The following is a 25,124-nucleotide window of genomic DNA, read 5'->3' as shown; positions in this document are numbered from 1 at the left end:
AGATAAGTTGTTGTTTTAGATGAAAAAAAGTAACCCGCGTTAGATAAAAACAGTTTAATAACAATAAAGACGAGGATGTAGGGATGAAAAAGCAACACAACAACACTCGGCTGATCTGCCAACTGTCAGCAGCAGCAGCTCTTGTACTGTCCGCCAATGCGATGGCGGCCGATGCATTCAGTGCCGACTCCAAGTGGATGACCGGTGATTGGGGCGGCGAGCGTACCAAGCTGATCGAGCAAGGTATCGACATCAAGGCTGACTACGTAGGGGAAATGGGCGCCAACCTGCGCGGCGGCTACAACGACGACAGGACCGGCCGTTACTCCGACCAGTTCGGGTTGGGCGTGGCGCTGGACCTGCAAAAGCTGTGGGGCTGGGATAACACCCAGGCCAAGATCCAGCTGACTAACCGTAATGGCCAGAACATCTCCAACGACCGCATTGGCGACCCGCGTGCCGGCACGCTGAGCTCGTCCATGGAAGTCTACGGTCGTGGCCACATGGTGCGTCTGACCCAGTTCTGGATTCAGCACCAGATGTTCGACAACAAGCTGGACGTGAAGCTCGGTTACTTCGGTGAAGGCGAAGACTTCAATACCTTCCCGTGCGACTTCCAGAACCTGTCGTTCTGTGGCTCCCAGGTCGGCAACTATGTAAACACCTGGTACAACTGGCCGGTCAGCCAGGCCGCGATCCGCGTGAAGTACAACATCACGCCTGAGCTGTATGCGCAAATCGGTGCGTACAACCAGAACCCGTCGCAGCTGGAGCACGGCAACGGCTTCAAGCTCAGCGGCAGCGGCACCAAGGGCACCGTGATTCCGGTGGAATTGGTCTGGTCGCCGAAGGTGAATAACCTGCCGGGCGAATACCGTGTGGGTTACTACAAGAGCGCCGCCGATGCTGCTGACGTTCGTGAAGACGTCAATGGCAACGATGCTGCCACCACCGGTGCGGCCTACCGTACCCGCAGCAGCAAAAAAGGCTACTGGTTCGTTGCCCAGCAGCAACTCACCACCCACAACGGCGACGCTTCCCGTGGCTTGAACATCGCCGCCAACGCGACCTTCCACGACAAGGAAACCAACCTGGTCGACAACTACCAGTCGTTGATGCTGGTGTACAAAGGCCCATTCGACGCGCGTCCGAAAGATGACGTCGGTATTGGTGCTGCGCGTCTGCACGTCAACGATGACGTGAAGAAAAACGCCGAACTGCTGAATGCCGCCAACGGCGTGGCCGACTACGACAACCCGCTGTTCTCGCCGATCCGCGAAACCGAGTACAACTTCGAAATCAACTACGGTTTCCACGTCACCAACTGGCTGACCGTGCGTCCCAACCTGCAATACGTTGTCCAACCGGGCGGCGTGGATAAAGTCGACAACGCGCTGGTGGCGGGCCTGAAAATTCAGTCTACGTTCTAACGCTGTTGCGATAAGCTCCTTCTCTCTGTGCGCATTTTGCGGGTAGCCATGGCTATCCGCTTTTTTTTGGGTGGCACTGTGATATTTGGGACCGTGGCACATGCATGAGCAACCGCTGCAACGCTTTTTCAAATCCCTGCGCGAGCGTCCGGTGTTCGCCTGGGAGCGCTTTCAGATGCGCGACGTGTTGGTGATCGACCATCCGCTGTGCCAGGCGGTGTTCAGTCGCCAGGGCGCGCAACTGTTGCACTTTCAGCCCCGTGGCCAGAAACCCTGGCTGTGGTGTGCGGCCAAGTGGCCGCAAGTCGGCGCCATCCGTGGCGGCGTGCCGGTGTGCTGGCCGTGGTATGGCCGCCATCCGTGCGAAAACGCGTGGCCGTCCCATGGTTGGGCGCGGTTGATCGACTGGAAACTGCTCGACAGCAGCAGCGACGACGACGGCGTGCGCCTGCACTGGCAATTGCAGCTGTGCGACTGGCAGGTCGACCTGCACGCGCACCTGGGCGACACCCTGGAATTGCGCCTGAGCACCGAGCACCAGGACGAGTTGCCGTGCCAGTTGAGCCATGCTTTGCACGCTTACTGGCGTATTGGTCACGTCGATGAGATAGCGCTGTCTGGGCTCGACGGCGCGCACGGTTACGACCAGCTCAATCGCCAGGCGTGCCAGCAGGAAGGCGAACTAAGGGTTGATGGCGGCTGCCAGCGGGTGTTCCAGCACGATGGCGAACTGCACCTCAAGGATCACGCCTGGCAGCGTGAATTGTGCATTGATACCGGCGACAGCGCCGACACCGTCGTATGGCATCCCGGCAGCCGGCCGCTGCTGGGGGTGAGCTTCAACGAAGCGTCGGGGTTTGTGTGCGTGGAGTCGGCGATGGCCGGGGCGAGTCTGGCGCCGGGGGAGAGGGCGCATCTCAGTTTGCAGGCGCGGGCAGGCGCCTAGCACATTGTCGTAGATACCGTCTTATCCGACACTGCGCAAAACCGTAGCAGCTGCCGAGCGCAAGCGAGGCTGCGTCAGGCGCGCTGCCGATTCAAGCCCGAGTCGCAGCCGACGCAGCCTCGCTTGCGCTCGGCAGCTGCTACGGTGGCAGGGGCTTAGTTGAACTCATCCCCCACCGGATACCGGCTGTCATTCAAGCTCTCTTTGATCTTGCGCAAATGCGGCTGGAAATCCACTCCACGGCGCAAGGTCATACCGGTCGCCAGCACATCCAGCACCGTCAACTGAATGATCCGTGAGGTCATCGGCATATAGATGTCGGTGTCTTCGGGCAGTGGAATGTTCAGGCTTACGGTACTGGCCTTGGCCAGCGGCGAGTTCTCGGCGGTTACGCCCAGCACCGACGCACCGTTTTCCCGGGCGATACGCGCCACTTCCACCAGCTCACGGGTGCGCCCGGTGTAGGAAATAATCACGAACAGCTCGCCCGTGTGGGCCACCGAGGCGATCATGCGTTGCATCAGCACGTCGGCGTGGGCGGTGACCGCCAGGTTGAAGCGGAAAAACTTGTGCAGCGCGTCCATGGCCACCGGCGCTGAAGCGCCCAGGCCGAAGAAGTGGATCTGCCGCGCCTGGATCAACAGGTCCACGGCCTTGCTGATCAGGGCCGGGTCCAGGGCCTGGCAGGCGGCATCCAGTGAGGCGATGGCGCTGCCAAAGATCTTCTGGGTGTAGGCCTCGGGGTTATCATCGGCCTCCACGGCGCGGCTGACATACGCTGCGCCACTGGCCAGGCTTTGCGCCAACTGCAATTTAAGTTCAGGGTAACCGCTGACGCCGAACGAACGGCAGAAACGGTTGACCGTCGGTTCACTGACCGAGGCGGCCTGGGCAAGGGCTGCGATGGAGAAGCGGGTCGCCTGCTGCGGGTTGAGCAGGATGACCTCGGCCACTTTTTTCTCAGCCTTGTTCAATTCTTCGAGGCGGTTCCGGATCTGTTCCAGAAGATTTCGCACGCGGTCCATTCAGTCTTTCCTTCGGGCGACGATGCAAATAAAGGGTGGCAACCAATCGACGAGTGGCCTTTTGCGGTGGCCTATCCTACTGAGGGTAGCTGAACACCACCACTCGGAATGCGTATTTCCGGAAAATGTTGTGGTTATTACTACATTTTTCCTTGAGTGATGCCTTGAAAAAAGGTATTTGTAGCTTAACTTGATAAAAGAACAAACATCATGCCTTCGATAACCGTAGAACCCTGCACCTTTGCCCTGTTTGGCGCCTTGGGTGATCTGGCGCTGCGCAAGTTATTTCCTGCCCTCTATCAACTCGATGGCGCCGGGCTGCTGCACGACGATACCCGTATCCTGGCCCTGGCCCGGGAAGCCGGTTCCGAGCAGCAACACCTGGCCCATATCGAAAAAGAATTGCGTAAATACGTCGGCAAGGAACTGGACGAGAGCATCGCCCAGCGCTTCCTGGCGCGCCTGACCTATGTCCACGTCGACTTCATGAAAGCCGATGACTACGTGGCCCTGGCGGAAAAGGCCGGCACCGAGCAACGCCTGATTGCCTACTTCGCCACGCCTGCGGCGGTGTACGGTGCGATCTGCGAGAACCTGTCCAAGGTCGGCCTGGCGGAAAACACCCGCGTCGTGCTGGAGAAACCCATCGGTTCGGACCTGGAATCCTCGCGCAAGGTCAACGACGCCGTGGCGCAGTTCTTCCCGGAAAACCGCACCTACCGTATCGACCACTACCTGGGCAAAGAGACCGTCCAGAACCTGATCGCCCTGCGTTTCGCCAACAGTCTGTTCGAAACCCAGTGGAACCAGAACTACATCTCCCACGTGGAAATCACCGTGGCCGAGCAGGTCGGTATCGAAGGCCGTTGGGGCTATTTCGACAAGGCCGGCCAGCTGCGCGACATGATCCAGAACCACCTGCTGCAACTGCTTTGCCTGATCGCCATGGACCCGCCGGCCGACCTGTCCGCCGACAGCATCCGTGACGAGAAGGTCAAGGTGCTCAAGGCCCTGGCGCCGATCAGCCCGGATGGCCTTACCACTCAAGTGGTGCGTGGCCAGTACATCGCCGGCTACAGCGCCGGCAAGCCGGTGCCCGGTTACCTGGAAGAAGAGAACTCCAACACCCAGAGCGACACCGAAACCTTCGTCGCCCTGCGCGCCGATATTCGTAACTGGCGTTGGGCCGGGGTGCCGTTCTACCTGCGCACCGGCAAGCGCATGCCGCAGAAGCTGTCGCAGATCGTCATCCATTTCAAGGAACCGTCCCACTACATCTTCGCCCCCGAACAGCGCCTGCAGATCAGCAACAAGCTGATCATCCGCCTGCAGCCGGACGAAGGTATTTCCCTGCGCGTGATGACCAAGGAGCAGGGCCTGGACAAGGGCATGCAACTGCGCAGCGGGCCACTGCAATTGAATTTTTCCGACACCTATCGCAGCGCGCGCATCCCCGATGCCTACGAGCGTTTGCTGCTGGAAGTGATGCGCGGCAATCAGAACCTGTTTGTTCGCAAAGATGAAATCGAAGCCGCGTGGAAGTGGTGTGACCAGTTGATCGCCGGGTGGAAAAAATCCGGTGATGCGCCCAAGCCGTATGCGGCGGGGTCCTGGGGGCCGATGAGCTCGATTGCACTGATCACGCGGGATGGGAGGTCTTGGTATGGCGATATCTGAATTGAAACTGCCTCGGGGCGTGACTGCCCACGAGTACCGCACGCCTGTGCTGCTGGCGGACGGCCTGGCCAACGACGTGGCCGAACAACTGCGCGCGGCCATCAGTGCCCGTGGCGAAGCGACCCTGGTGGTGTCCGGTGGCCGCAGCCCCGTGGCGTTTTTCCAGAACCTGGCCAAGCAAGGCCTGGACTGGTCCAAGGTCACCATCACCCTGGCCGATGAGCGCTGGGTGCCGGTGGAACACGCCGACAGCAATGCCGGCCTGTTGAAGCAGCACCTGTTGCAAGGCCCGGCGGCCAAGGCCAGGTTCCTCAGCCTGTACAGCGCCGCCGCCAACCTTGAAGACGCTGCCGAGCAGGCCGATCGCCTGCTGGCCGAGTTGCCGGCCATTGATGTGCTGGTGCTGGGCATGGGCGATGACGGCCACACCGCATCGCTGTTTCCCAACAGCCCGAACCTCGCCGCTGCACTGCAGGCCGACGGTACCCGCCGTTGCTGGCCGATGCTGGCGCCGACCGTGCCGCACCAGCGCCTGACCATGAGTCGCGCATTGCTGGCCACGGCCCACTACACCGCGCTGTCGATTTCCGGCAGTTCGAAATTGACCACCTTGAGCGCCGCGCTGGCCAGTGACGACGTTGCTGCCATGCCGATTCGCGCGTTTTTGCAACCTACTTTAGAGATTTACTGGTGCCCATGAGCCAAGGATCAGCCGCTATGAAAAGCCCTCAACCGACCGTGTCCATGGCGGATAAAGTTGCCCTGATCGACAGCCTCTGCGCCAAGGCGCGGATCCTGCCGGTGATCACCATTGCCCGCGAGCAGGACATCCTGCCGCTGGCCGATGCCCTGGCAGCCGGTGGTTTGACCGCATTGGAAGTGACCTTGCGTTCCGAGTTCGGCCTCAAGGCCATTCAGGTGCTGCGTGAGCAGCGGCCTGAACTGTGCACCGGCGCCGGCACCGTACTCGACCGCCACATGCTTGAAGCGGCGGAAGTCGCCGGTTCGCAATTTATCGTCACCCCCGGCATCACCCGTGACCTGCTGGAAGCCTCGGTGCACAGCCCGATCCCGCTGCTGCCAGGCATCAGCAACGCCTCCGGCATCATGGAAGGCTACGGCCTGGGCTACCGTCGCTTCAAGCTGTTCCCGGCCGAAGTCAGCGGTGGTGTCGCCGCGATCAAGGCCTTGGGCGGCCCGTTCGGCGAAGTGAAATTCTGCCCGACCGGCGGCGTCGGCCCGGCCAATATCAAAAGCTACATGGCGTTGAAAAACGTGATGTGCGTGGGCGGCAGCTGGATGCTTGACCCGGAGTGGGTCAAGAACGGCGACTGGGCCCGCATCCAGGAAGTCACCGCGCAGGCGCTGGCGCTGCTGGATTGATCTGATTCATCGAATCGTTGTTGCTGTGCTTAACGGCATTTTTGCGGTGCACTTGGTCGGTGTACCGCTTTTTTTTTGCCGGTAAAAACCTGAGGCCCACCTTTAATCTCTGCTTAGCTCGGTAATGGCATTGACCAGGACATTGATGTCCTCCGCCGACGTCACCAACCCCGGTGTCACGCGGATACAGGTACCAAACGCCGCACCGGTGCGCGTAGTAGTGAACAGCCCATAGTCCTTGAGCATGCGATCCACCATCACCTGCTGATCCCGCCCGCTGAACTTGAACGCCGTAATCCCGCAATACAGCCGTGGATCATCCGGCGTCAGCACCTCGATCCCCGGCAACGGTCGCACCTGTCTCACCCATAAATCCCGCAGGTAATTGATCCGCGCGCCCTTGGCCGCCGCGCCACCCAGCGCGCGATGTTCTTGCAGTACCAGCGGCAAGGTCATCAGTGCCGGAAAGTTCGGCGTGCTGTACGACGTACGTGCCCGCACGTCGGTGGCGGGGTAGTGGAACTCGCCCATGTCCGGATCAATATCTGCCAGGCGTTCGGGGGCGATATAGAGAAACCCCAGGGTCAGCGGCGCGCCGATCCATTTGTGCAGGTTGAAGCCGGCGAACGCAATGCCCAGTTCGGCGAGGTTGAACTCGATCTGGCCCAGTGCATGGGCGCCGTCGAGGATCACGTCGATGGCATGCTCACGCGCAGCCTTGGCGATGGCCTCTACGGGCATCACCAGGCCGGTGCGGTGGGTCACATGGGTCAGTGCCATGAGCTTCAGGCGCGGGTATTGGGCGAACGCATCGCGATAGGTCTGCATCAGGCTGTCGAAACTGGCCGGGTGGGTGTGGGACAGTTCTATCACCTCCACACCGCGAACCCCCGCCAACCAGCGCATCGCGCCTTTGACCGTGTCGTACTCCAGGTCGCTGATCAGCACCTGATCGCCGGGTTGCAGGCGGTTGTAGTTGCGGATCAGCGACTGCAAGGCTTCGGTGGCGTTGCGGGTAAAGGCGACTGCCTCGGGGTCGACGTCGATCAGGCCTGCGAGTTGGCGACGGATCTCGACGTTTTCACCTTGCTCGAAGCGCTGGCGCACATACAGCGAGTTGCTGCGGTTGATAAACGCCACATGCTCCAGGTACTGCGCCTGCACCTCGCGGCTCATACGCCCGAAGTAGCCGTTCTCCAGGTTGATCGGGCCGGGCTCCAGCGCATAGCGCTGGGCGATGGCCTGCCAGTGAGGTTCGTTGTCAGCATTCCTTGGCATGGCGAGTCTCTTAATGGCGGGGGGCGGGTTTGCCGTGTTTAACGCGCAGCGGTTCCAACAATTCAGACAAGCCGTTGTGGTCGATTTCCTGCATCAATGCCAGCAACCCACCCAGTTCGCCGTGGGGAAAGCCTTCGCGGGCGAACCAGTTGAGGTAGGGACCCGGCAGGTCGGCGATGATCCGGCCCTTGTACTTGCCGAAGGGCATTTCGCGGGTGATCAGCAGTTCGAGTTTTTCGGGATTCATGGGCTTCGTGTGAATAAGACGAGGTCTTCGAAAATACAGGCATTCTGCATGAAGGCCAAATGACAGATCATGCAAATAACGCACATACAGATGGTTCAAATATTTTTAAGTCATTGAAAATAAATATAAAAGTAATTTTTCAAAACCTGGCACGAGCGCTGCAATCATTAAGGCAACCCTTCTTCACCTGCCTAAGGAATTGAAAAATGACTGACATCAACAAAGAATCGATCTCCGTACTGAACGACCTGATCGAGACCAGCATCGACGGCCAGAAAGGCTTCAAGGAATGCGCAGAAGACATCAAGCATCCGGAACTCAAGGCGCTGTTTGCCAAGCGCTCCGCTGACTGCGCTACCGCCGCCGCCGAATTGAAGACCGCCGTGCGTGCCCTGGGCGGTGATCCGGAAGACTCCGGCAGCGTAGCCGGCGCCCTGCACCGTGGCTGGGTCGACGTGAAGTCGATGGTGACCGGTAAGGACGAAGAGGCTGTGCTGAACGAAGCCGAGCGCGGCGAAGATCACGCACTGAAGGCTTATAAAGAAGCCATCGAGAAGATCAACAAGCACAACCTGCTGGGCATTCGTGACCTGGTTGAGCGTCAGTACCACGGCGTGCAACGCAATCACGACCAGGTAAAAGCCCTGCGTAACCAGGCTCGCGCTCAGTCGTAAGCGCTCCTAAGCGCTGCTGTGTAAGACATGTGGGAGGGGGCTTGCTCCCGATAGCGGTGGATCAGTCGATATTTCAATCACTGACACACCGCCATCGGGGGCAGCCCCCTCCCACATTTGCAGGGTGTTGGCCTTGAAAACCGTACTCAGCCGATGCTGATCGGCGGCAACTCGGTCAAGGTCACGACCTGCTGCTTGCGTGGTGCAAGAATTTCCGCCTCGCCATCCACGACCAGCTCATCGCGCTGGTTGAACACACGGGTGGCAATGCGTACGCGAAACTTCGGCAGCTTCTCGAGGATTTCCAGGCGCACGGTCAGGGTATCGCCGATTTTCACCGGCTTCTGGAAGCTCATCTGCTGGCCGATATAGATAGTGCCCGGCCCGGGCAGCTCACACGCAACGGCCGCGCTGATCAGGGCGCCGCTGAACATACCGTGGGCGATACGCTCCTTGAACATGGTCGCCTTGGCGTATTCGGCATCCAGGTGTACCGGGTTGTGGTCGCCGGACATGGCGGCAAACAGCTGGATATCACGCTCTTCGACGGTCTTGCTGTAGCTGGCGGTCTGGCCGACTTCAAGGGCTTCGTACGGGGTGTTGGTTACCTGGGTCATCTAAAGGTGCATCCTGTGGCTAATCGGTAATTTAACTATCTGATTTTAAACGTAAATTTATTCGCAGTGGGCCGGCCTGCGCAAGGTCAGGGCCTGGTCGAGCCACGTCAGCACATCGGCGGTGACTTCGTCGCGATTGGTTTCGTTGAACACTTCGTGACGCGCCTGCGGGTAGATATTCAGTTGCAGGTGCTGGCTGCCGGCCTCACGCAGGGCATGGGCCAGGCTTTTGAGACGCTTGCCCTCACTGACCGGATCACATTCGCCGCCCATCACCAGGATCGGCAGGCCCGGATCGATCTGGGCGAGATTGGACGCTTTGCTGATTTGCTGCAAGCCGCCGAGCAGATCGATCCATAGTTGGTTGGTACAGCGGAAGCCGCAGAGTGGATCGTTGATGTATTTGTCGACTTCGTTCGGGTCACGGCTGAGCCAGTCGAACGCGGTGCGAGTGGGCTTGAATGCCTTGTTGAACGAGCCGAACGACAGGAACTCGATCAACGCACTGCGCCCGCGCACACCCTGGCGCAGGCGTTCGGCGCGAGCGATCAGCCGTGCGGCGCGGTACAGCGCCACGGGCTGGAAATTCGAACCGCTGAGAATCGCTCCATGCAGGCTGGCGCTGTGGTGCAGCAGGTAGGCCTGGGCGATATAGCTGCCCATGCTGTGGCCCAGCAAAATGATCGGCAGCCCCGGCTGCTGCTGGCCGATGTGCTGGTTGAGGCTGGCCAGGTCGCCGACCACTTTGTTCCAGCCATCCTTTTCGGCATACAGGCCCAGCGTACCTTCGTCGGCGGTGCGGCCGTGGCCACGCTGGTCCGGCGCATACACGCCATAGCCTGCACTGCACAAGGCTTCGGCCAGCCGCGCATAGCGCCCGCTGTGCTCCGCCATGCCGTGGGACAGCATGACCACCGCCTTGGCCGGGCCGTCGGGCATCCAATGATTGACGTACAGGCGGCTGCGGTCATTCGCGGTCAGCCAGAAGGTGCTGTGGTTCATGGGGTTCCCTTTCTCAAGGTCTGCTCAAGGTCTGCTCGACGTTGTTGCAGTGTATAGCTCATCTGTCAGGCGACGGGGTATCTGCCTGCGCATCAGGGACAAGATTCATACAATCAATGACGCAATTTGCTGTATTTGCCTGTTTGGCCATAGCTGCTAACGTCCCCCAAGCTCCGCTTTCTATAAAAGCGGCCGGACACCTTCAGGTAAGGGGACAAGAATAATGCAACCTGATTTCTGGAATGACAAACGCGCGGCGGGCGTTCCCAATGACATCGACCTGTCGGCCTACAAGTCGGTAATCGAAGTCTTCGAGCGCTCGTGCAAGGCCTTTGCCGACCGTCCGGCATTCAGCAACATGGGCGTCACCCTGACCTACGCCGAGCTTGAGCGCCAGAGTGCGGCGTTCGCCGGCTACCTGCAGCAGCACACCGACCTCAAGCCCGGCGAGCGCATCGCCGTACAGATGCCCAACGTGCTGCACTACCCGATCGCCGTGTTCGGCGCACTGCGCGCCGGGCTGATCGTGGTCAACACCAACCCGCTCTACACCCCGCGCGAGATGCGCCACCAGTTCAAGGACGCCGGCGTGCGTGCCCTGGTCTACCTCAACCTGTTCGGTTCGCGGGTGCAGGACGTGTGCACCGACACCGAGATCGACTACCTGATCGAAGCCAGGATGGGCGACTTCATGCCCGCTGCCAGAGGCTGGCTGGTCAACACCGTGGTCGACAAGGTCAAGAAGATGGTCCCGGCCTACCACCTGCCGCGTGCGGTGTCGTTCAAGCGCGCCCTGCGCATGGGCGCGGGCCTCGGCGTGACGCGCCATCCGGTGAACCTGGACGATATTGCCGTGCTGCAATACACCGGCGGCACCACCGGCCTGGCCAAGGGCGCGATGCTCACCCATGGCAACCTGGTGGCGAACATGCAACAGGCGCGCGCGTGCATGTCCCAGGTGGGCGACGACGGCCACCCGCTGATCAAGGAAGGGCAGGAGGTGATGATCGCGCCGCTGCCGCTGTACCATATCTATGCCTTCACCGCGAACTGCATGTGCATGATGGTCTCGGGTAACCACAACGTACTGATCACCAACCCCAGGGACATCGGTGGGTTTATCAAGGAGCTGAAAAAGTGGCGCTTTACCGGGCTGCTGGGGCTCAACACGCTGTTTGTGGCGTTGATGGACCACCCGGAGTTCAAGAACCTGGATTTCTCCCACCTCAAGCTCACCAACTCCGGCGGTACGGCCCTGATCAAGGCTACGGCCGAACGCTGGGAGCAGATCACCGGCTGCTCGATCGGCGAGGGCTATGGCCTGACGGAAACTTCGCCGGTGGCCAGCACCAACCCCTACGGCAAGAAATCACGCCTGGGGACCGTGGGCATCCCGGTGCCCGCCACGGCGATGAAGGTAATTGATGACGAAGGCACCGAGCTGCCCCTGGGCGAGCGCGGTGAGTTGTGCATCAAGGGCCCGCAGGTGATGAAGGGCTACTGGCAGCAACCGGCGGCCACTGCTGAGGCTCTGGACGCCGAAGGCTGGCTGAAGACCGGTGACATCGCGGTGATCGACGAAGATGGGTTTGTGCGCATTGTCGACCGCAAGAAGGATTTGATCATCGTCTCGGGTTTCAATGTATACCCCAACGAAATCGAGGACGTGGTGATGGCCCATCCGGCCGTGGCCAACTGCGCGGTGATCGGCGTGCCGGACGAGCGCACGGGGGAGGCGGTGAAGCTGTTCGTGGTGGCGCGTGCAGAAGGGGTGAGCCTTGAGGAGTTGAAGGCGTACTGCAAGACCAACTTCACGGGTTACAAGGTGCCCAAGCACATTGTGTTGCGCGACTCGTTACCGATGACGCCGGTAGGGAAGATCCTGCGCAGGGAACTACGCGACATCGCCTGATGTGAGATGCGGTAAAAATGTGGGAGGGGCGGTGCGACGATTCGACTTGCCCCCTCCCACATTTGTCGTGCGTCGTCCTGAAGGCCTTATTCCAGAGCCTTTCCTCAAGGTATTTCACTTCTGTTTAAAGTGTGACCAAATATTGTAGGACAGTCGTGATTATGACTGCGGGGCCCTCTTTAGGCTCTAGTCGGCCCTTGGCAAAGCTGCTACTCTCGGCGCGCTTTGTGACGTCTAGGCCTGCTTGAAAGCGCCAGATTCACCAAAAAAAACATACACCAATAATAATCGCATCAAATGCGATGATGAATTCGCGTCGCTGAGGAGTGGGCTTCCATGCACGAAGACTTTTGGAAGGATAAGTACCCCGCCGGGATTGCTGCAGAAATCAATCCAGACGAGTATCCGAATATTCAGGCGGTATTGAAGCAGTCCTGCCAGCGCTTCGCCAACAAACCGGCCTTCAGCAACCTGGGCAAGACGATCACCTACGGTGAATTGTACGAACTGTCCGGCGCCTTCGCCGCGTACCTGCAACAGCATACCGACTTGAAGCCCGGCGATCGCATTGCCGTGCAGTTGCCCAATGTCCTGCAATACCCGGTCGCCGTGTTCGGTGCCATCCGTGCCGGCCTGATCGTGGTCAACACCAACCCGCTGTACACCGCGCGGGAAATGGAACACCAATTCAATGATTCCGGCGCCAAGGCGCTGGTCTGCCTGGCCAACATGGCCCACCTGGCGGAAAAGGTCGTGCCCAAGACCGCCGTCAAGCATGTGATCGTCACCGAAGTCGCCGACCTGTTGCCGCCGCTCAAGCGCCTGCTGATCAACAGCGTCATCAAGTACGTGAAGAAAATGGTCCCGGCCTATCACTTGCCCAAGGCGATCAAGTTCAACGACGTACTCGCCAAGGGCCAGGGGCAAGCGGTCAACGAAGTCTGCCCGGCCAGCGGCGATGTGGCCGTATTGCAATACACCGGTGGCACCACCGGCGTGGCCAAGGGCGCGATGCTCACCCACCGCAACCTGGTCGCCAACATGTTGCAATGCAAGGCGCTGATGGGCTCCAACCTCAATGAAGGTTGCGAGATCCTGATCACGCCGCTGCCGCTGTACCACATCTATGCATTCACCTTTCATTGCATGGCGATGATGCTGATCGGCAACCACAACATCCTGATCAGCAACCCGCGCGACCTGCCGGCGATGGTCAAGGAACTGTCGAAGTGGAAGTTCAGCGGCTTTGTCGGCCTGAACACTCTGTTCGTGGCGCTGTGCAACAACGAAGCCTTCCGCAAGCTGGACTTCTCCGCGCTGAAAGTCACCCTGTCGGGCGGCATGGCCCTGCAACTGGCGGCGGCCGAGCGTTGGAAAGCCGTGACCGGTTGCGGCATCTGCGAAGGCTACGGCATGACCGAAACCAGCCCGGTGGCCACGGTGAACCCGATCCAGCATATCCAGATCGGTACCATCGGCATTCCGGTGCCGTCGACCCTGTGCAAGGTCATCACCGACGACGGCGTCGAGCTGGCCCTGGGTGAAGTCGGCGAACTGTGCGTCAAGGGCCCGCAGGTGATGAAGGGCTACTGGCAGCGCGAAGACGCCACCGCCGAGATGCTCGACAGCGAAGGCTGGCTGAAGACCGGCGACATCGCGATCATCCAGCCGGATGGCTACATGCGCATCGTCGATCGCAAGAAAGACATGATCCTGGTCTCCGGTTTCAACGTGTATCCCAACGAGCTGGAAGACGTGCTGGCGGGCCTGCCGGGCGTGCTGCAGTGCGCGGCCATCGGTGTGCCGGATGAAAAGTCCGGCGAACACATCAAGCTCTTCATCGTGGTCAAGCCGGGCGCCACCCTGACCAAGGAGCAGGTCATGGAGCATATGCGCGCCAATGTCACCGGCTACAAAGTGCCAAAGGCCGTGGAGTTCCGCGATGCGTTGCCGACCACCAACGTGGGCAAGATCCTGCGCCGCGAATTGCGCGATGAAGAGTTGAAGAAACTCGGTCTTAAAAAGTAATCCGATCCAAATGTGGGAGGGGCTTGTCCCCTCCCACATTTTTTTGACCGCGTTCTTACACGGCGAACTGCGCGAAGCTGACACCCGCACCCGCCGGCCGCACATCCTTCAAGAACGAATCCTTATCCGCGCTCAGCTCCAGGGTAATCTCCGGCTTGCGCTTGCCTGCGTTGCGCACCACCAGTCCCTCGAGCTTTTCACGCAGGAACACGGTCGGCACCTTCAGGTGCAGCAGCTGGTCGGTCTCGGCGTTGTGCATCAACAGGTGAATCCACTCGTACTGGCCGACGGCAATACGCCCCACCGGCAGATCGAACCACCAGATGTTGCGTTTGCGGTCCAGGTCGGTGAAGTGGCAGTTATTGACGCCGAGTACGGCACCGCCCAGTTCCTGGTTTCTGCGGGCGATGGCCTGTGCTTTATTGAGTTTCATAACCTTCCTACGGGATCTGTTATTCAGCGTTGGAGCCTGAATGTGCCGGGCATTCTCGTGGGTTGGCTGCAAAACATAAAGCCAAACCTGTCGTTGGCGATGAAATGTTCACCGAAAAATAATTGAAACTCTGCCGAACGGCCTTGGGTCAATCTCTACGTAATGACCAAAACCCTTTGATTGTTCTTTCGGAGAAATACCATGGGCAGCACAGCGGATAAGGCAAAAGGTTTGAAAGACGAAGCCGTCGGTAACATCAAGCAAGGCGTCGGCAAAGTCACCGGCAACGACAAACTGCGCGCTGAAGGCGTCGTGCAGGAAAAGAAAGGCCAGGTTGAAAAAGCCGTGGGCGACACCAAGGACGCGGTGAAAAAAGCGACCAAGTAAGACTGCCATCGTGTAGCCCGACGGCCATCCACGGATGGCCGTTTTTATGTCACATGCAGTGATTAAAGTTTCGAAATTGTTTCAAGGTCGCCAAATAGGCTACCTTGATGTAGAAAACGGCCCCTGAGTCGCCCACGACCCCCTTTTTGCGGCGAAAGGAGACGCTATGATTTTTCCGGTTCTCGATGGTCTCAAGCTCCACACAGTGCTGGTGCGCACCGTCAAGGAATTCGTCGATGACGAGATGTCCACCTACGCCTCGGCACTGGCCTACCAGATGCTGTTTTCGTTATTTCCCTTCCTGCTGTTCCTTATCGCCCTGATCGGTTTCCTGCACCTGCCGGACTTTTTCACCTGGCTGCGCCTGCAATCGGAGCTGGTGTTGCCGCCCCAGGCCCTGGAGCAGGTCAACCCGGTGATCGACCAGTTGCAGCAATCCAAGGGTGGCCTGCTCTCGGTGGGTATCGTGATTGCCCTCTGGACCGCCTCCGCTGGCGTGCGCCTGATGATGAGCGCCATGAACGCCGCGTACGACGTCGTGGAAGGCCGGCCGATCTGGAAGCGTTTCCCGCTGTCGGTTTTCTACACCATCGGCATCGCCGGCATGCTGCTGGCCGCCGCCGCGCTGATGGTGCTCGGCCCACAGGTGATGGAATGGCTGGCCGGCCAGATCGGCATGCAGGAATTCGTGGTGACCTTGTGGACCATCGTGCGATGGCCGCTGATCGTGATCCTGCTGATGTTTGCCGTGGCCCTCATGTATTACGTGATGCCGGACGTCGAGCAGAAGTTTCGCTTTATTACCCCGGGTTCGGTGCTCGCGGTGGTGGTGTGGATCGTCGCCTCCCTCGGTTTTGGCTACTACGTCAAAACCTTCGCCGACTACAACGCCATGTATGGCAGCATCGGTGCGATCATCGTGTTGCTCCTGTACTTCTACATTTCCGCCGCCGTGCTGTTGCTGGGGGCGGAGATGAATGCCGTGATCGAGCACATGTCGGCCGAAGGCAAGGAGCCAGGCGCAAAGGATTTCGATGAGCCCGCGCCCGCGCACGAAAAACAACATGTCTCCGGCCTCGGCCGCGACCACTCCAAACCCACTACCGATGAAGTCTGATCGATGATCCGTGAAATCCTGAAAATGGGCGATGAACGCCTGCTGCGTATCGCCCCGCCGGTACCGCCGGAAATGTTCGACAGCCCCGAGCTGTGGCAATTGATCGACGACATGTTCCAGACCATGGAGCACGTGGGCGGCGTCGGCCTGGCCGCGCCGCAGATTGGCGTCGACCTGCAACTGGTGATCTTTGGGTTCGAAGCCAGCGAGCGCTACCCGGATGCGCCGCCGGTGCCGCAGACCATCCTGATCAACCCGTTGATCACGCCGCTCAGCCCGGTGCTGGAAGAAGGCTATGAAGGCTGCCTGTCGGTGCCCGGACTGCGTGGTGCGGTGGACCGTTACCAGCAGATTCGCTACGAGGGGTTTGATCCGAAGGGCGAGCCGATCGTACGTTTTGCCGATGGCTTCCACGCGCGGGTGGTGCAGCATGAATGCGATCACCTGATCGGCCGGCTGTACCCCTCGCGCATTACCGACTTCAGCAAGTTCGGCTTTATTGAAGTGATGTTTCCCGACATGGACCCAACCGCTGACGAGTAATCGCCGACCCGTTGAGAACAAAATGTGGGCGGGACCAGGTTATTTGGCCGGTTTGACGAACCGCAACGTCATCCGGTCTGACTCGCCAATCGACACATATTTTGCCTTGTCCTGCTCCCCCAATTTCAACGTCGGCGGCAACGTCCACACGCCGGCGGGATAATCCTTGGTGTCCTTCGGGTTGGCGTTGACCTCGCTCTGGCCTACCAGCTTGAACCCCGCGTCGGTGGCCAGTTTCACCACCTGGGCGGTGGTCAGGTAACCGCTGTCCTTGATCGCCTCCAGCTCGGCCCCGTCCTTGGCCCGGTGATCTTCCACACCCAGCACGCCACCCGGTTTCAACACCGTGTAGAACGCGTGGAACGTGGCCTCGGCGGTATCGGCCAGCACCCAGTTATGCACATTGCGGAACGTCAGCACGGCGTCAGCCGAAGCAGGTTTGCCGAACACCGGTGCCTTGGGGTCGAACTCGACCACGTCTGCCTTGGCATAGCGCGTAGGGTCGGCGGCGAATTTGTTTTTCAGATTCTCTTCGGACGTGCGTGCATAGGCGCTGCTGCTCGGCGCTTGTACGGCGGCGATGTAATGCCCGTGCTCCTTGAGCAACGGTGCCAGCAGTTCGCTGTACCAACCGCCCCCTGGGGTAATTTCGATCACGGTCTGCCTGGCGCGCAGGCCAAAGAATTCCAAGGTCTGCTGCGGGTGGCGATAGCCGTCGCGGGCGCTGTTGGCCGGGTCGCGCCAGCTGCCGGCCAACACGCTGGCGTATTGCTGGGCGCTGATCGGTGCGTCGGCGGCCTGGCTGAACGTGGGAACGAGGAGGGCGGTAAGGGACAGCGCTGCAAAGGTCGCTTTCATGATCATCCGAAAAGTGGGCCACTGTGTCGCCGAGGCTAGCATGGGGCCCATGCGGGGCGATCACACATTATCCGAGGACGACCTCACTAAACGATCTAAGCCCATCGCGATCATCGGTTTGTTACGTTTGTAGCGCACCAGTCGCTCGCTGAGGGATTGCGGCAATAGCGTGTCCTGGGTGAAACCCATGCGCTGATACAAACCCTCCAGGTCCGGATGGCACAACAACCACAGCGTGCCTTGCACCTCGGCCGCCGCCGCGGCTATCAATCGCCCCGCCAACCCCTGGCCGCGATACGCCGGGTCGACAAACACGCCGGTCAACCACTGTCCGCCGATCACGGGTGTCAGGCACAGACCGGCGACAATCTCGCTGTCGCGCGCTACCCACAAACGCCCGCCCTTGAGTGCCTTCATCGGTGAGTCATGACGGCGATAAAACTTGTTCAGCAGCGGCCATAGCGGCTCAGCCAGGGGGGCGATGTGCAGTTCGGGCATGGTGTTTGGGCAACATAATCAAGGGCCGGGGATTATAAGCGCCTTCTGTGCGGCAATAGGTGGTATACCCAGTGTTACATCCCCTGTAAGTGGAGCATGCATCATGGCCAAAGGTATGGATTCAAAGAAAGCCGCGAAGAAGAAACCGGCAAAGACCGCCGACGAAAAACGCGCCGACAAGAAAGCCAAGAAAACCGAGACAGGCCTGTTCGGTCACTGAGTTAATGATCATTCCCACGCACCCGCGTGGGAATGCCGCCAGGGACGCTCGGCGTCCCACCTGTGACTTAGATCGCCGCCAGGGTTTCCTTCACTGCCTGCGCCTGCGGGTCAGTGGTCTTCGCCGCTACCTGCTGCTCTTGCTGCTGCTTCAAACGTTCGGCCACTTGCTTGGAAATGGCGTCCTGCTTTTCCTGTGACATGTTCTGCACATCCGCCTCGGTCAACCCTTGTTCCTTGAGCAATTGCTCACGGATACGCTCGGCCGGGGTTTTGCTCATGTAATCGGTGAAGTCTGTGCGGGCGGAGCTGGTGGCGGGGACATCCGTCGTCACCGTGGTGGCCGCTGTGCTGGCCTGCAACTGCACGCGGGTCTTGGCGAAAGCTTCGTCGATGCGATCGCCCGCCTTGTCCAGATCCTTCTGCGCGGCCGGCAGGGTCACGCTTTGCTGCGCCGCTTGCAGGGCGCCGCTGTACAGCGTGCTGGCGGCGGCGTTGGCAGGGTCCATGTCGGGACGCGTGATCTTTTGAAGGGTCGACACGGCTTGGGGGTTGTTGTTAACCAGCATGATCGGTTACCTGGGAAAATGTTCGGTGCCATAGCGGGAGCAAATAACATGCCGGGTCCGATAACCCCGGTTTGACTGGATTTGGCCTGGCCGCCGCGGCAAACATTGTCCCGCAGGCGGCCAACCGTTGCCGTCAATGGGCGATATTTTCCAAGGCCAGGTTGCGCGTACGCGGGCCGAACCAACTGATGGTGATCATCACGATCAGCATGCTGCTGGCAATAAACGCCAACACACCGGGTGTGCCCAGGTGTTCGAGGATAAAACCGATCAACAGGCTGCTGAACACCGTCGACAAGCGGCTGAACGAATAGCAGAACCCCACCGCCCGCGCGCGGATATTGGTCGGGAACAGCTCGCTCTGGTAGGAGTGGTAACTGAAGCTCAGCCAGGCGTTGCAGAAGGTGATCATCACCCCGCAGATTACCAGCCCCACCGCCGTGGTTTGCAGGGCGAACAGGCTGCCGAAGATCACCGCACCCATGGCGGAGCCGACGATCTGCCATTTGTTTTCGAAGCGGTTGGCCACCTTCACAAACAGCAACGGCCCCAGCGGGTAGGCGAGGGTGATGATAAAGGCGTACAGCAAGCTGTGGGTCACGCTGACACCCTGGCCCGAAAGCAGCGCCGGCAACCAGTTGCCGAAACCAAAGAAGCCGATGGCCTGGAACACATGGAACACAATCAGCATCAACGCGCGGCGGCGGTATGGCGGTTGCCAGATGTCGGCAAAACGGCCGCTGCCTTGCACGCTGACGGTTTCGGGTTCGGGTTCATCCAGGGGTTTGCCATGGTCTTTCCGGCAGCGTGCCTCCAGGGTGTCCATGATCCTGCCGGCTTCTTCGAAGCGGCCTTTCTGCGCCAGCCAGCGCGGTGATTCCGGCAGGCGCTTGCGCAGTTGCCAGATAAACAGCGCAAACACCGCACTGCTCAGCACCACCCAGCGCCAGCCCGACACCCCGAACGGCGCCTGGGGCACCAGCCACCATGACATCAATGCCACGGCCGGCACCGACAGGAACTGGATGAAAAACGCAAAGGCGAACGCCGAACTGCGCATGCGCTTGGGCACCAGTTCCGATAGGTAGGCGTCGATGGTCACCAGCTCGATGCCCAGGCCGATGCCCACCAGGAAACGCATGCCGATGATGCCCAGCGCGGACGTCTGAATGCCCATCAACACCGTAGCGACGGTGTACCAGATCAAGGCAAAGGTGAAGATCGCCCGGCGCCCGAAGCGGTCGGCGATGGGGCTGAGCAGGCTGGCGCCGAGGAACAGGCCGAGGAAGGTCGCCGAGGCGAACGCCGCCTGGTCGGAGAAGCCAAACACGCCCTCGCTGCCGGTGTGGAAAATCCCGTCACTGATCAGGCCGGGGCTGATGTAGGCGGTCTGGAACAAGTCATACAGCTCGAAAAAACCGCCGATCGACAGCAGCGCCACCAGGCGCCAGACCGTGGCGACGGCGGGCAGGCGGTCGATACGCGCGCTGATATGGGCGGCGCGGATCGGGTCGATGCCGTCTGTAGCAGGGAGTGCAGGCATGGCGGGAAAAACTCAGTCAGTGATGGGGATATCGAAGGCCTGAAATGCATCGTCCAGCGGATGGTAACCCAACACCCGTGTGGTTTCGCTCAGGTCCAGGCGCTTGAAACGGTTATTGGAAATGCCATGGGCGATCAGGTGTTTCACGCCCTCGGCCTCCACTGCACGCTGCAGCAGCTGCACGGCATCCCGCGGGCTGAGCCAGGCGCTGAGGTCGCGGGCGTTGTTCAGGTCGTGGGTTTCAACGAATTCGAACGCGCCGATGCGCAGGGCAATCGTCGACAGCGGGGTTTTCGCCGCGTAGTAGCCACACAGCGCTTCGCCGTAGCATTTGCTCACGCCATACAGGTTGGCCGGCATCACCTGCATGCCTGGGCTGATCTGCCGGTCTACCGGGTAGCCTTCGATGGTTTGCGCGCTGCTGGCGAACACCAGGCGCTGTACACCCGCCGCCACAGCGGCTTCGAACAGGTAGGTGGTGGCGAGGATATTGTTCGGCAGCAATTCGTCGAACGTGGCGCTGGCGTGGGGGATGCCCGACAGGTGCACGATCACATCGATGCCTTCGAGCAAGCTGGCGAGGCTGGCTTTGTCGCTGAGGTCGGCGTGCACGAAGCGGTGTTCGCCCAGGTCGAAATCAGGCGCGATGCGGTCGGTGAGGGTGAAACGGTAGCGGTCTCTCGAGGCTTCGAAAAACGTCTTGCCGATTCTGCCGCAGGCGCCGGTGAGCAGTACGTTGAGTCCTTTCACGTGCATGTCCTTAGTTATGCCCGTCGAGGGCGAAGAGCTGGAAACCCTGGTGCTGGCCGAGGCGCTGGTAGTAGGCGGCAATGGCGGGGTAGGCCGGGCGCGCCATGGGCGTCATCTGCCAGCGGTGCACCGAGAGGCCGATCAGGATGTCGGCGAGGGTGAATTCATCGCCGGCAACAAAGGCGCCGGTTTTGCTCAGTTGTTGCTCGAGGATGCCCATCTTGTCGTTCCATCGTTGCACGGCGGCTTCAATCTGCGCCGCGTCCAGGCCGTCCGGGTTATTGCGTACCAGGGCGGTGAAGGCATCGCCCCAGGCACGGTTGAGCTCGACGGCCTGCCAGTCGATCCACTGCTCGACCCGGGCGCGTGGGGCGGGCTCGATGGGCAGCAGGTCGTGGCGCTGGTAAAGCCCCACCAGGTAGCGGCAGATGGTATTGGACTCCCACAGCACGCCGTGGTCGTCGATCAGCACGGGTATCTGGGCATTGGGGTTCAGGGCGAGGAATTCGGCGGACTGGGTGGGCTGGAAGCCGATGCCCCAGTCTTCGCGCACGTAGTCGATGCCCAGTTCCTGGCAGGTCCAGAGCACTTTGCGCACGTTGATGGAGGACGTGCGACCCAGGATTTTCAGTGAATGTGCCATGGTGCTTTCCTTGCGATGGAGAACAGCCAATCTAGCAGGAGGGAGAAGCTACGGCGATGCCTCCGAGCGGGCGGGGTTAAAATGTGGGACTACGTGCTCTCGCGAACCTGCAACTCAAACCCCATATCCACCACCGGCTTGGCGATCCTGTTGCCCGCCATGATCGTCAACAAATGCTCCGCCGCCCGCCGCCCGATCGCTTCCCTGGGGGTACTGATGCTGCTCAGGCGCGGCACCATGAAGGACGACGCCGGCAAGTCGTTGAAACCCAGCACCGCGACACGTTCTGGCACTTTGATGCCGTGGCGCAAGGCTTCCAGCAGCGCGCCCTGTGCCAGGTCGTCGTTGCCGAAGAAGATCGCATCCACATCCGGATGGGCGGCCAGCAGTTGCAGGAACAGTTCGCCGCCCAGGCCCACCGAGGAAGGGCGTGGTGTCAGCAGTTCCAGCGCCGGGTCGTACAGGCCCGCCTGTTGCAGCGCACGGCGAAAGCCTTCGCCACGCAGCAGGGTGCGTTGGTCCAGTTGCGCGCCGATATACGCCAGGCGCTTGCGCCCACGGGAGATCAAATGTGCGGCCGCGGTTTCACCCGCCGCCAGCTGCGAGAAGCCCACGCAGTTCACGCCGGCATTGGGGTCCAGGTCCATCATGTACACACACGGCACATTGCTGGCCTCGACCATCCGTCGGGCGCTTTCGGTGCGATCGAAGCCGGTCAGCAGCAACCCGCGTGGCTGATAGGCCATGTAGTTGCGCAGCAGGTTTTCCTCTTCGTCGCGCGAATAGTGGGAGTTGCCGATCAGCACTTCAAAGCCCTTGGGCCGCAGCACCTGGTGGATGGCTTCGAGGGTTTCGATAAACAGCAGGTTGGACAACGACGGCACCAGGACTACCACCGAATGGCTCTGGGCCGAAGCCAGGGCACGGGCGGCGGGGTTGACCACGTAGTTGAGTTCGGCAGCGGCGTGCTGGACTTTTTCCACCAGTTCGATGGCCACGGTGCTGATGCCGCGCAACGCGCGGGAGGCGGTAATCGGGCTGACGCCGGCCAGGCGGGCAACTTCGTTGAGGGTAGGGCGACCGGTGGTGCGGGTATTTTTATCGTTCTTGGAGGTCATCAGGCGGCTTGCCAAACAAAAATCGAGGCACTAAGGTAGCGCTGTCTCCAAAAGGCTGCAAATTATTGAACTATGGGTTGCCTGATCCGGTTCAAATGATTGGAGCGGATGCACGCGTCACTCCATAAAAATGACAAGACGGCGCGGGAAAAGCCTGTTTTTGCACTCGCCTCACGGCGTGCAAAGGTAGCGCTATCTGCGTCTTGAGGTGTTCCATGAGTCAACCTGTTACCGCCCTGGTCATCATGGGTGTTGCCGGCTGTGGCAAGACCAGCGTCAGCGAGGCCCTGTGCCGCCTGAACGGTGCCACCGCCATTGAAGGCGACAGCTTTCACCCCGCCGCGAACATCGAAAAGATGAGCGCCGGCCATCCCCTCAACGACGACGACCGCGCCGGTTGGCTCGACATCCTGTGCGATGAACTGCGCCGTTCGCTCAAAGCCGGTGAACATCCGGTACTCACCTGCTCCGCGCTGAAAAAGAAATACCGCGACCACCTGCGCGAAGCCGCGCCGGGCCTGGGTTTTGTATTCCTGGAGTTGACCCGCGAAGTCGCCGCCGACCGCGTGTCCCATCGCCCCGGCCATTTCATGCCGGCCAGCCTCATCGACAGCCAGTTCGCCACCCTTGAATCGCCCAAGGGCGAGCCGCTGACCCTGGCCCTCAACGCCAGCGAAGACAGCGTCGAGGAGTTGGCCAGGCAGACCAACGCCTGGTGGCTGACACACGGTTTTGAACCATCCAACTGATTTTTTGCCGGAAAAGATAGCGCTATCCCCGGCAGGAAATTCAACACCCGCTTTAATAACAACAACAAACAGGAGAGACCCCCCATGTTTGGCATGTCCCACGAGTCGTACCTGCTGTTAGATGCAGTCGTTACCATCATCGGGCTGATCGTCTTGATCACCCGCTTCAAGGTTCACCCATTTATTGCGCTGATCATCGCGGCCGGCTTCCTTGGCCTGACCTCGGGCATGCCGGTGGACAAGATCATCAAGGCGTTCCAGGACGGTTTCGGCGGGGTGCTTGGCTTTGTCGGCATCATCCTCGCGCTGGGCACCATGCTCGGCAAGATGATGGCCGAATCCGGCGGTGCCGATCAGATCGCCCAGACCCTGATCCGCGCCTTTGGCAAGGACAAGGTCCAGTGGGCCATGATGTTCGCCGCATTCCTGGTGGGCATTCCGTTGTTCTTCGAGATCGGCTTTGTACTGCTGATCCCGCTGGTGTTTATCGTTGCGCGCCGCACCGGCGTGTCGCTGATCAAGATCGGCATCCCGCTGCTCGCCGGCCTCTCGGCAGTCCACGGCCTGGTGCCGCCGCACCCGGGCCCGCTGCTGGCCATCGGTGTGTTTGGCGCCGACATCGGCAAGACCATCCTGTACGGCCTGATCGTCGCGCTGCCGACGGCCATCATCGCTGGCCCGATCTTCGGTACGTTTATCGCCAAGTACATTCCGGGCAACCCGTCCCAGGAACTGGTCGATCAACTGGCCCGCGAGCCTGAGAACAAAAACCTGCCGAGCTTCAGTATCACCCTGGTCACCGTGCTGCTGCCGGTGTTCCTGATGCTGCTCAAAACCTTCGCCGACATCGCCTTTGCCGAAGGCAACGTGGTGCGCAACTGGATGGACATGATCGGTCACCCGATCACCGCCTTGCTGCTGGCGTTGCTGCTGTCGCTGTACACCTTTGGCAGCCGCCAGGGCATCCATTCCAAGCAGATCCTCAAGCTGCTCGACGCCAGCCTTGCGCCGACCGCCGCGATCATCCTGATCATCGGTGCCGGTGGTGGCTTCAAGCAGATGCTGGTGACCAGCGGCGTGGGTGACGTGATCGGCCACATGGCGGTAAACGCACAGATCAACCCGATCCTGCTGGCGTGGCTGGTGGCGGCGGTGATTCGTGTGGCGACCGGTTCGGCCACCGTGGCGACCATTACCGGCGCGGGCATCGTAGTGCCGGTGGTGGGGATGATTCCCGGAGTTAACCGTGAGCTGCTGGTGTTGGCGACGGGGGCGGGTTCGTTGATCCTGTCGCACGTCAACGATGCGGGGTTCTGGCTGGTGAAGCAGTACTTCAACATGACCGTGGCCGAGACCTTCAAGACCTGGACGGCGATGGAAACCATCCTGTCCGTTGTGGCACTGATCTTTATCATGTTGCTGTCGTTGGTGGTCTAACAGACACGCTACAAGACAAGGGTGAAAACCCAATCAACTAT

At 60.4% G+C, this 25,124-nt stretch carries 26 protein-coding genes; 13 read left to right on the top strand and 13 right to left on the bottom strand.

All coding sequences use genetic code 11. From position 1 onward, the window contains the following. The first annotated feature begins 83 nt into the window (after positions 1 to 83). Positions 84 to 1,430: a carbohydrate porin gene (locus tag BLW22_RS22960; protein ID WP_065925933.1), complete on the top strand. Its 1,347-nt coding sequence runs from the start codon at positions 84 to 86 to the stop codon at positions 1,428 to 1,430. A gap of 100 nt (positions 1,431 to 1,530) precedes the next feature. Beyond that, a complete protein-coding gene (locus tag BLW22_RS22955; protein WP_074847514.1) occupies positions 1,531 to 2,376 on the top strand; it encodes a D-hexose-6-phosphate mutarotase in 846 nt (281 codons plus the stop codon). A gap of 155 nt (positions 2,377 to 2,531) precedes the next feature. On the opposite strand, the gene BLW22_RS22950 is transcribed toward BLW22_RS22955, so the two are convergent. Further along, positions 2,532 to 3,392 (bottom strand): MurR/RpiR family transcriptional regulator, encoded by an 861-nt coding sequence (locus tag BLW22_RS22950; RefSeq protein WP_169898656.1) that lies wholly within the window; start codon positions 3,390 to 3,392, stop codon positions 2,532 to 2,534. A gap of 219 nt (positions 3,393 to 3,611) precedes the next feature. On the opposite strand from BLW22_RS22950, the gene zwf reads away from it, so the two are divergent. The 3 genes from zwf to BLW22_RS22935 are packed head-to-tail and all read left to right on the top strand — an operon-like array spanning position 3,612 to position 6,461. Then, on the top strand, positions 3,612 to 5,078 hold the full coding sequence (gene zwf / locus BLW22_RS22945) for a glucose-6-phosphate dehydrogenase (RefSeq protein WP_027605596.1): 1,467 nt from the start codon (positions 3,612 to 3,614) through the stop codon (positions 5,076 to 5,078). Then, positions 5,065 to 5,778, top strand: coding sequence for a 6-phosphogluconolactonase (pgl, locus tag BLW22_RS22940; RefSeq protein WP_027605597.1), 714 nt, complete (start codon positions 5,065 to 5,067; stop codon positions 5,776 to 5,778). The genes zwf and pgl overlap by 14 nt, the downstream gene beginning before the upstream one ends. Positions 5,779 to 5,795: 17 nt before the next feature. Next, positions 5,796 to 6,461, top strand: coding sequence for a bifunctional 4-hydroxy-2-oxoglutarate aldolase/2-dehydro-3-deoxy-phosphogluconate aldolase (locus BLW22_RS22935; RefSeq protein ID WP_026067364.1), 666 nt, complete (start codon positions 5,796 to 5,798; stop codon positions 6,459 to 6,461). A 102-nt stretch (positions 6,462 to 6,563) separates the two neighbouring features. Here BLW22_RS22935 and BLW22_RS22930 read toward each other — a convergent pair whose 3' ends face one another. Together BLW22_RS22930 and BLW22_RS22925 are read right to left on the bottom strand one after the other, a co-directional pair. Continuing rightward, positions 6,564 to 7,739: an aminotransferase class V-fold PLP-dependent enzyme gene (locus BLW22_RS22930; RefSeq protein ID WP_074847513.1), complete on the bottom strand. Its 1,176-nt coding sequence runs from the start codon at positions 7,737 to 7,739 to the stop codon at positions 6,564 to 6,566. A 10-nt stretch (positions 7,740 to 7,749) separates the two neighbouring features. Next, positions 7,750 to 7,986: a DUF3820 family protein gene (locus BLW22_RS22925; RefSeq protein WP_017139191.1), complete on the bottom strand. Its 237-nt coding sequence runs from the start codon at positions 7,984 to 7,986 to the stop codon at positions 7,750 to 7,752. 206 nt (positions 7,987 to 8,192) lie between these two features. Here BLW22_RS22925 and BLW22_RS22920 point away from each other — a divergent pair, with 206 nt between their 5' ends. Continuing rightward, positions 8,193 to 8,660 (top strand): ferritin-like domain-containing protein, encoded by a 468-nt coding sequence (locus BLW22_RS22920; RefSeq protein WP_032891010.1) that lies wholly within the window; start codon positions 8,193 to 8,195, stop codon positions 8,658 to 8,660. A gap of 146 nt (positions 8,661 to 8,806) precedes the next feature. Here BLW22_RS22920 and BLW22_RS22915 read toward each other — a convergent pair whose 3' ends face one another. Together BLW22_RS22915 and BLW22_RS22910 are read right to left on the bottom strand one after the other, a co-directional pair. Next, positions 8,807 to 9,277 (bottom strand): MaoC family dehydratase, encoded by a 471-nt coding sequence (locus BLW22_RS22915; protein WP_003175719.1) that lies wholly within the window; start codon positions 9,275 to 9,277, stop codon positions 8,807 to 8,809. Positions 9,278 to 9,334: 57 nt separating this feature from the next. Next, on the bottom strand, positions 9,335 to 10,279 hold the full coding sequence (locus BLW22_RS22910) for an alpha/beta hydrolase (protein WP_065925284.1): 945 nt from the start codon (positions 10,277 to 10,279) through the stop codon (positions 9,335 to 9,337). Between the two features lie 223 nt (positions 10,280 to 10,502). Between BLW22_RS22910 and fadD2 the strand changes: the two genes are divergently transcribed. Together fadD2 and fadD1 are read left to right on the top strand one after the other, a co-directional pair. Further along, complete coding sequence (gene fadD2, locus BLW22_RS22905) at positions 10,503 to 12,191, top strand: long-chain-fatty-acid--CoA ligase FadD2 (protein WP_065925283.1); 1,689 nt, start codon at positions 10,503 to 10,505, stop codon at positions 12,189 to 12,191. Between the two features lie 336 nt (positions 12,192 to 12,527). Next, positions 12,528 to 14,219, top strand: coding sequence for a long-chain-fatty-acid--CoA ligase FadD1 (fadD1, locus tag BLW22_RS22900; RefSeq protein WP_027605602.1), 1,692 nt, complete (start codon positions 12,528 to 12,530; stop codon positions 14,217 to 14,219). Between the two features lie 55 nt (positions 14,220 to 14,274). Here the strand turns inward: fadD1 and BLW22_RS22895 are convergent, their stop codons facing one another. Next, a complete protein-coding gene (locus BLW22_RS22895; protein ID WP_027605603.1) occupies positions 14,275 to 14,652 on the bottom strand; it encodes a hypothetical protein in 378 nt (125 codons plus the stop codon). A 201-nt stretch (positions 14,653 to 14,853) separates the two neighbouring features. Between BLW22_RS22895 and BLW22_RS22890 the strand changes: the two genes are divergently transcribed. From BLW22_RS22890 to def, 3 genes are all read left to right on the top strand, one after another. After that, complete coding sequence (locus tag BLW22_RS22890) at positions 14,854 to 15,039, top strand: CsbD family protein (RefSeq protein ID WP_016973106.1); 186 nt, start codon at positions 14,854 to 14,856, stop codon at positions 15,037 to 15,039. A gap of 166 nt (positions 15,040 to 15,205) precedes the next feature. Beyond that, complete coding sequence (locus BLW22_RS22885; protein WP_027605604.1) at positions 15,206 to 16,156, top strand: YihY/virulence factor BrkB family protein; 951 nt, start codon at positions 15,206 to 15,208, stop codon at positions 16,154 to 16,156. A gap of 3 nt (positions 16,157 to 16,159) precedes the next feature. After that, positions 16,160 to 16,699 carry a peptide deformylase gene (gene def, locus BLW22_RS22880; protein ID WP_027605605.1) on the top strand — a complete coding sequence of 180 codons (540 nt, stop codon included), beginning with the start codon at positions 16,160 to 16,162 and terminating at the stop codon, positions 16,697 to 16,699. Positions 16,700 to 16,738: 39 nt separating this feature from the next. Here def and BLW22_RS22875 read toward each other — a convergent pair whose 3' ends face one another. The 7 genes from BLW22_RS22875 to gntR all read right to left on the bottom strand — a co-directional run bounded on the left by BLW22_RS22875 (position 16,739) and on the right by gntR (position 22,900). Next, positions 16,739 to 17,557 (bottom strand): class I SAM-dependent methyltransferase, encoded by an 819-nt coding sequence (locus tag BLW22_RS22875; protein ID WP_074848230.1) that lies wholly within the window; start codon positions 17,555 to 17,557, stop codon positions 16,739 to 16,741. Positions 17,558 to 17,617: 60 nt separating this feature from the next. After that, entirely contained in the window at positions 17,618 to 18,055 is a 438-nt protein-coding gene (locus BLW22_RS22870; RefSeq protein ID WP_065925281.1) for a GNAT family N-acetyltransferase, read from the bottom strand. Positions 18,056 to 18,342: 287 nt separating this feature from the next. Next, entirely contained in the window at positions 18,343 to 18,843 is a 501-nt protein-coding gene (locus BLW22_RS22865; RefSeq protein WP_065925280.1) for a hypothetical protein, read from the bottom strand. 133 nt (positions 18,844 to 18,976) lie between these two features. Continuing rightward, the gene (locus tag BLW22_RS22860; RefSeq protein WP_065947863.1) at positions 18,977 to 20,386 is read right to left on the bottom strand and encodes an MFS transporter; all 1,410 of its coding nucleotides are present in this window, start codon (positions 20,384 to 20,386) and stop codon (positions 18,977 to 18,979) included. Between the two features lie 12 nt (positions 20,387 to 20,398). Next, positions 20,399 to 21,136, bottom strand: a complete 738-nt coding sequence (locus tag BLW22_RS22855) for an NAD-dependent epimerase/dehydratase family protein (RefSeq protein ID WP_074847512.1) — start codon at positions 21,134 to 21,136, stop codon at positions 20,399 to 20,401. Positions 21,137 to 21,146: 10 nt separating this feature from the next. Next, positions 21,147 to 21,779 (bottom strand): glutathione S-transferase family protein, encoded by a 633-nt coding sequence (locus BLW22_RS22850; RefSeq protein WP_065925277.1) that lies wholly within the window; start codon positions 21,777 to 21,779, stop codon positions 21,147 to 21,149. A gap of 89 nt (positions 21,780 to 21,868) precedes the next feature. Further along, positions 21,869 to 22,900, bottom strand: a complete 1,032-nt coding sequence (gntR, locus tag BLW22_RS22845) for an HTH-type transcriptional regulator GntR (RefSeq protein ID WP_162494274.1) — start codon at positions 22,898 to 22,900, stop codon at positions 21,869 to 21,871. A 212-nt stretch (positions 22,901 to 23,112) separates the two neighbouring features. Here gntR and BLW22_RS22840 point away from each other — a divergent pair, with 212 nt between their 5' ends. Both BLW22_RS22840 and BLW22_RS22835 read left to right on the top strand, forming a co-directional pair. Continuing rightward, complete coding sequence (locus tag BLW22_RS22840; RefSeq protein WP_027605613.1) at positions 23,113 to 23,646, top strand: gluconokinase; 534 nt, start codon at positions 23,113 to 23,115, stop codon at positions 23,644 to 23,646. Positions 23,647 to 23,730: 84 nt separating this feature from the next. After that, positions 23,731 to 25,083: a GntP family permease gene (locus tag BLW22_RS22835; protein WP_027605614.1), complete on the top strand. Its 1,353-nt coding sequence runs from the start codon at positions 23,731 to 23,733 to the stop codon at positions 25,081 to 25,083. The last annotated feature ends 41 nt before the right edge of the window (positions 25,084 to 25,124 follow it).

This window comes from Pseudomonas marginalis, assembly GCF_900105325.1.
GTDB lineage: Bacteria > Pseudomonadota > Gammaproteobacteria > Pseudomonadales > Pseudomonadaceae > Aquipseudomonas > Aquipseudomonas marginalis.
This window is presented reverse-complemented; position numbering and strand designations above follow the sequence as displayed.

What these genes read in the sequence shown, in the direction of transcription:
- BLW22_RS22960 (WP_065925933.1), top strand. Translation starts at nt 84, where the DNA reads ATGAAAAAGCAACACAACAACACTCGGCTGATCTGCCAACTGTCAGCA.
- BLW22_RS22955 (WP_074847514.1), top strand. Translation starts at nt 1,531, where the DNA reads ATGCATGAGCAACCGCTGCAACGCTTTTTCAAATCCCTGCGCGAGCGT.
- zwf (WP_027605596.1), top strand. Translation starts at nt 3,612, where the DNA reads ATGCCTTCGATAACCGTAGAACCCTGCACCTTTGCCCTGTTTGGCGCC.
- pgl (WP_027605597.1), top strand. Translation starts at nt 5,065, where the DNA reads ATGGCGATATCTGAATTGAAACTGCCTCGGGGCGTGACTGCCCACGAG.
- BLW22_RS22935 (WP_026067364.1), top strand. Translation starts at nt 5,796, where the DNA reads ATGAAAAGCCCTCAACCGACCGTGTCCATGGCGGATAAAGTTGCCCTG.
- BLW22_RS22930 (WP_074847513.1), bottom strand. Translation starts at nt 7,739, where the DNA reads ATGCCAAGGAATGCTGACAACGAACCTCACTGGCAGGCCATCGCCCAG.
- BLW22_RS22925 (WP_017139191.1), bottom strand. Translation starts at nt 7,986, where the DNA reads ATGAATCCCGAAAAACTCGAACTGCTGATCACCCGCGAAATGCCCTTC.
- BLW22_RS22920 (WP_032891010.1), top strand. Translation starts at nt 8,193, where the DNA reads ATGACTGACATCAACAAAGAATCGATCTCCGTACTGAACGACCTGATC.
- BLW22_RS22915 (WP_003175719.1), bottom strand. Translation starts at nt 9,277, where the DNA reads ATGACCCAGGTAACCAACACCCCGTACGAAGCCCTTGAAGTCGGCCAG.
- BLW22_RS22910 (WP_065925284.1), bottom strand. Translation starts at nt 10,279, where the DNA reads ATGAACCACAGCACCTTCTGGCTGACCGCGAATGACCGCAGCCGCCTG.
- fadD2 (WP_065925283.1), top strand. Translation starts at nt 10,503, where the DNA reads ATGCAACCTGATTTCTGGAATGACAAACGCGCGGCGGGCGTTCCCAAT.
- fadD1 (WP_027605602.1), top strand. Translation starts at nt 12,528, where the DNA reads ATGCACGAAGACTTTTGGAAGGATAAGTACCCCGCCGGGATTGCTGCA.
- BLW22_RS22895 (WP_027605603.1), bottom strand. Translation starts at nt 14,652, where the DNA reads ATGAAACTCAATAAAGCACAGGCCATCGCCCGCAGAAACCAGGAACTG.
- BLW22_RS22890 (WP_016973106.1), top strand. Translation starts at nt 14,854, where the DNA reads ATGGGCAGCACAGCGGATAAGGCAAAAGGTTTGAAAGACGAAGCCGTC.
- BLW22_RS22885 (WP_027605604.1), top strand. Translation starts at nt 15,206, where the DNA reads ATGATTTTTCCGGTTCTCGATGGTCTCAAGCTCCACACAGTGCTGGTG.
- def (WP_027605605.1), top strand. Translation starts at nt 16,160, where the DNA reads ATGATCCGTGAAATCCTGAAAATGGGCGATGAACGCCTGCTGCGTATC.
- BLW22_RS22875 (WP_074848230.1), bottom strand. Translation starts at nt 17,557, where the DNA reads ATGAAAGCGACCTTTGCAGCGCTGTCCCTTACCGCCCTCCTCGTTCCC.
- BLW22_RS22870 (WP_065925281.1), bottom strand. Translation starts at nt 18,055, where the DNA reads ATGCCCGAACTGCACATCGCCCCCCTGGCTGAGCCGCTATGGCCGCTG.
- BLW22_RS22865 (WP_065925280.1), bottom strand. Translation starts at nt 18,843, where the DNA reads ATGCTGGTTAACAACAACCCCCAAGCCGTGTCGACCCTTCAAAAGATC.
- BLW22_RS22860 (WP_065947863.1), bottom strand. Translation starts at nt 20,386, where the DNA reads ATGCCTGCACTCCCTGCTACAGACGGCATCGACCCGATCCGCGCCGCC.
- BLW22_RS22850 (WP_065925277.1), bottom strand. Translation starts at nt 21,779, where the DNA reads ATGGCACATTCACTGAAAATCCTGGGTCGCACGTCCTCCATCAACGTG.
- BLW22_RS22840 (WP_027605613.1), top strand. Translation starts at nt 23,113, where the DNA reads ATGAGTCAACCTGTTACCGCCCTGGTCATCATGGGTGTTGCCGGCTGT.
- BLW22_RS22835 (WP_027605614.1), top strand. Translation starts at nt 23,731, where the DNA reads ATGTTTGGCATGTCCCACGAGTCGTACCTGCTGTTAGATGCAGTCGTT.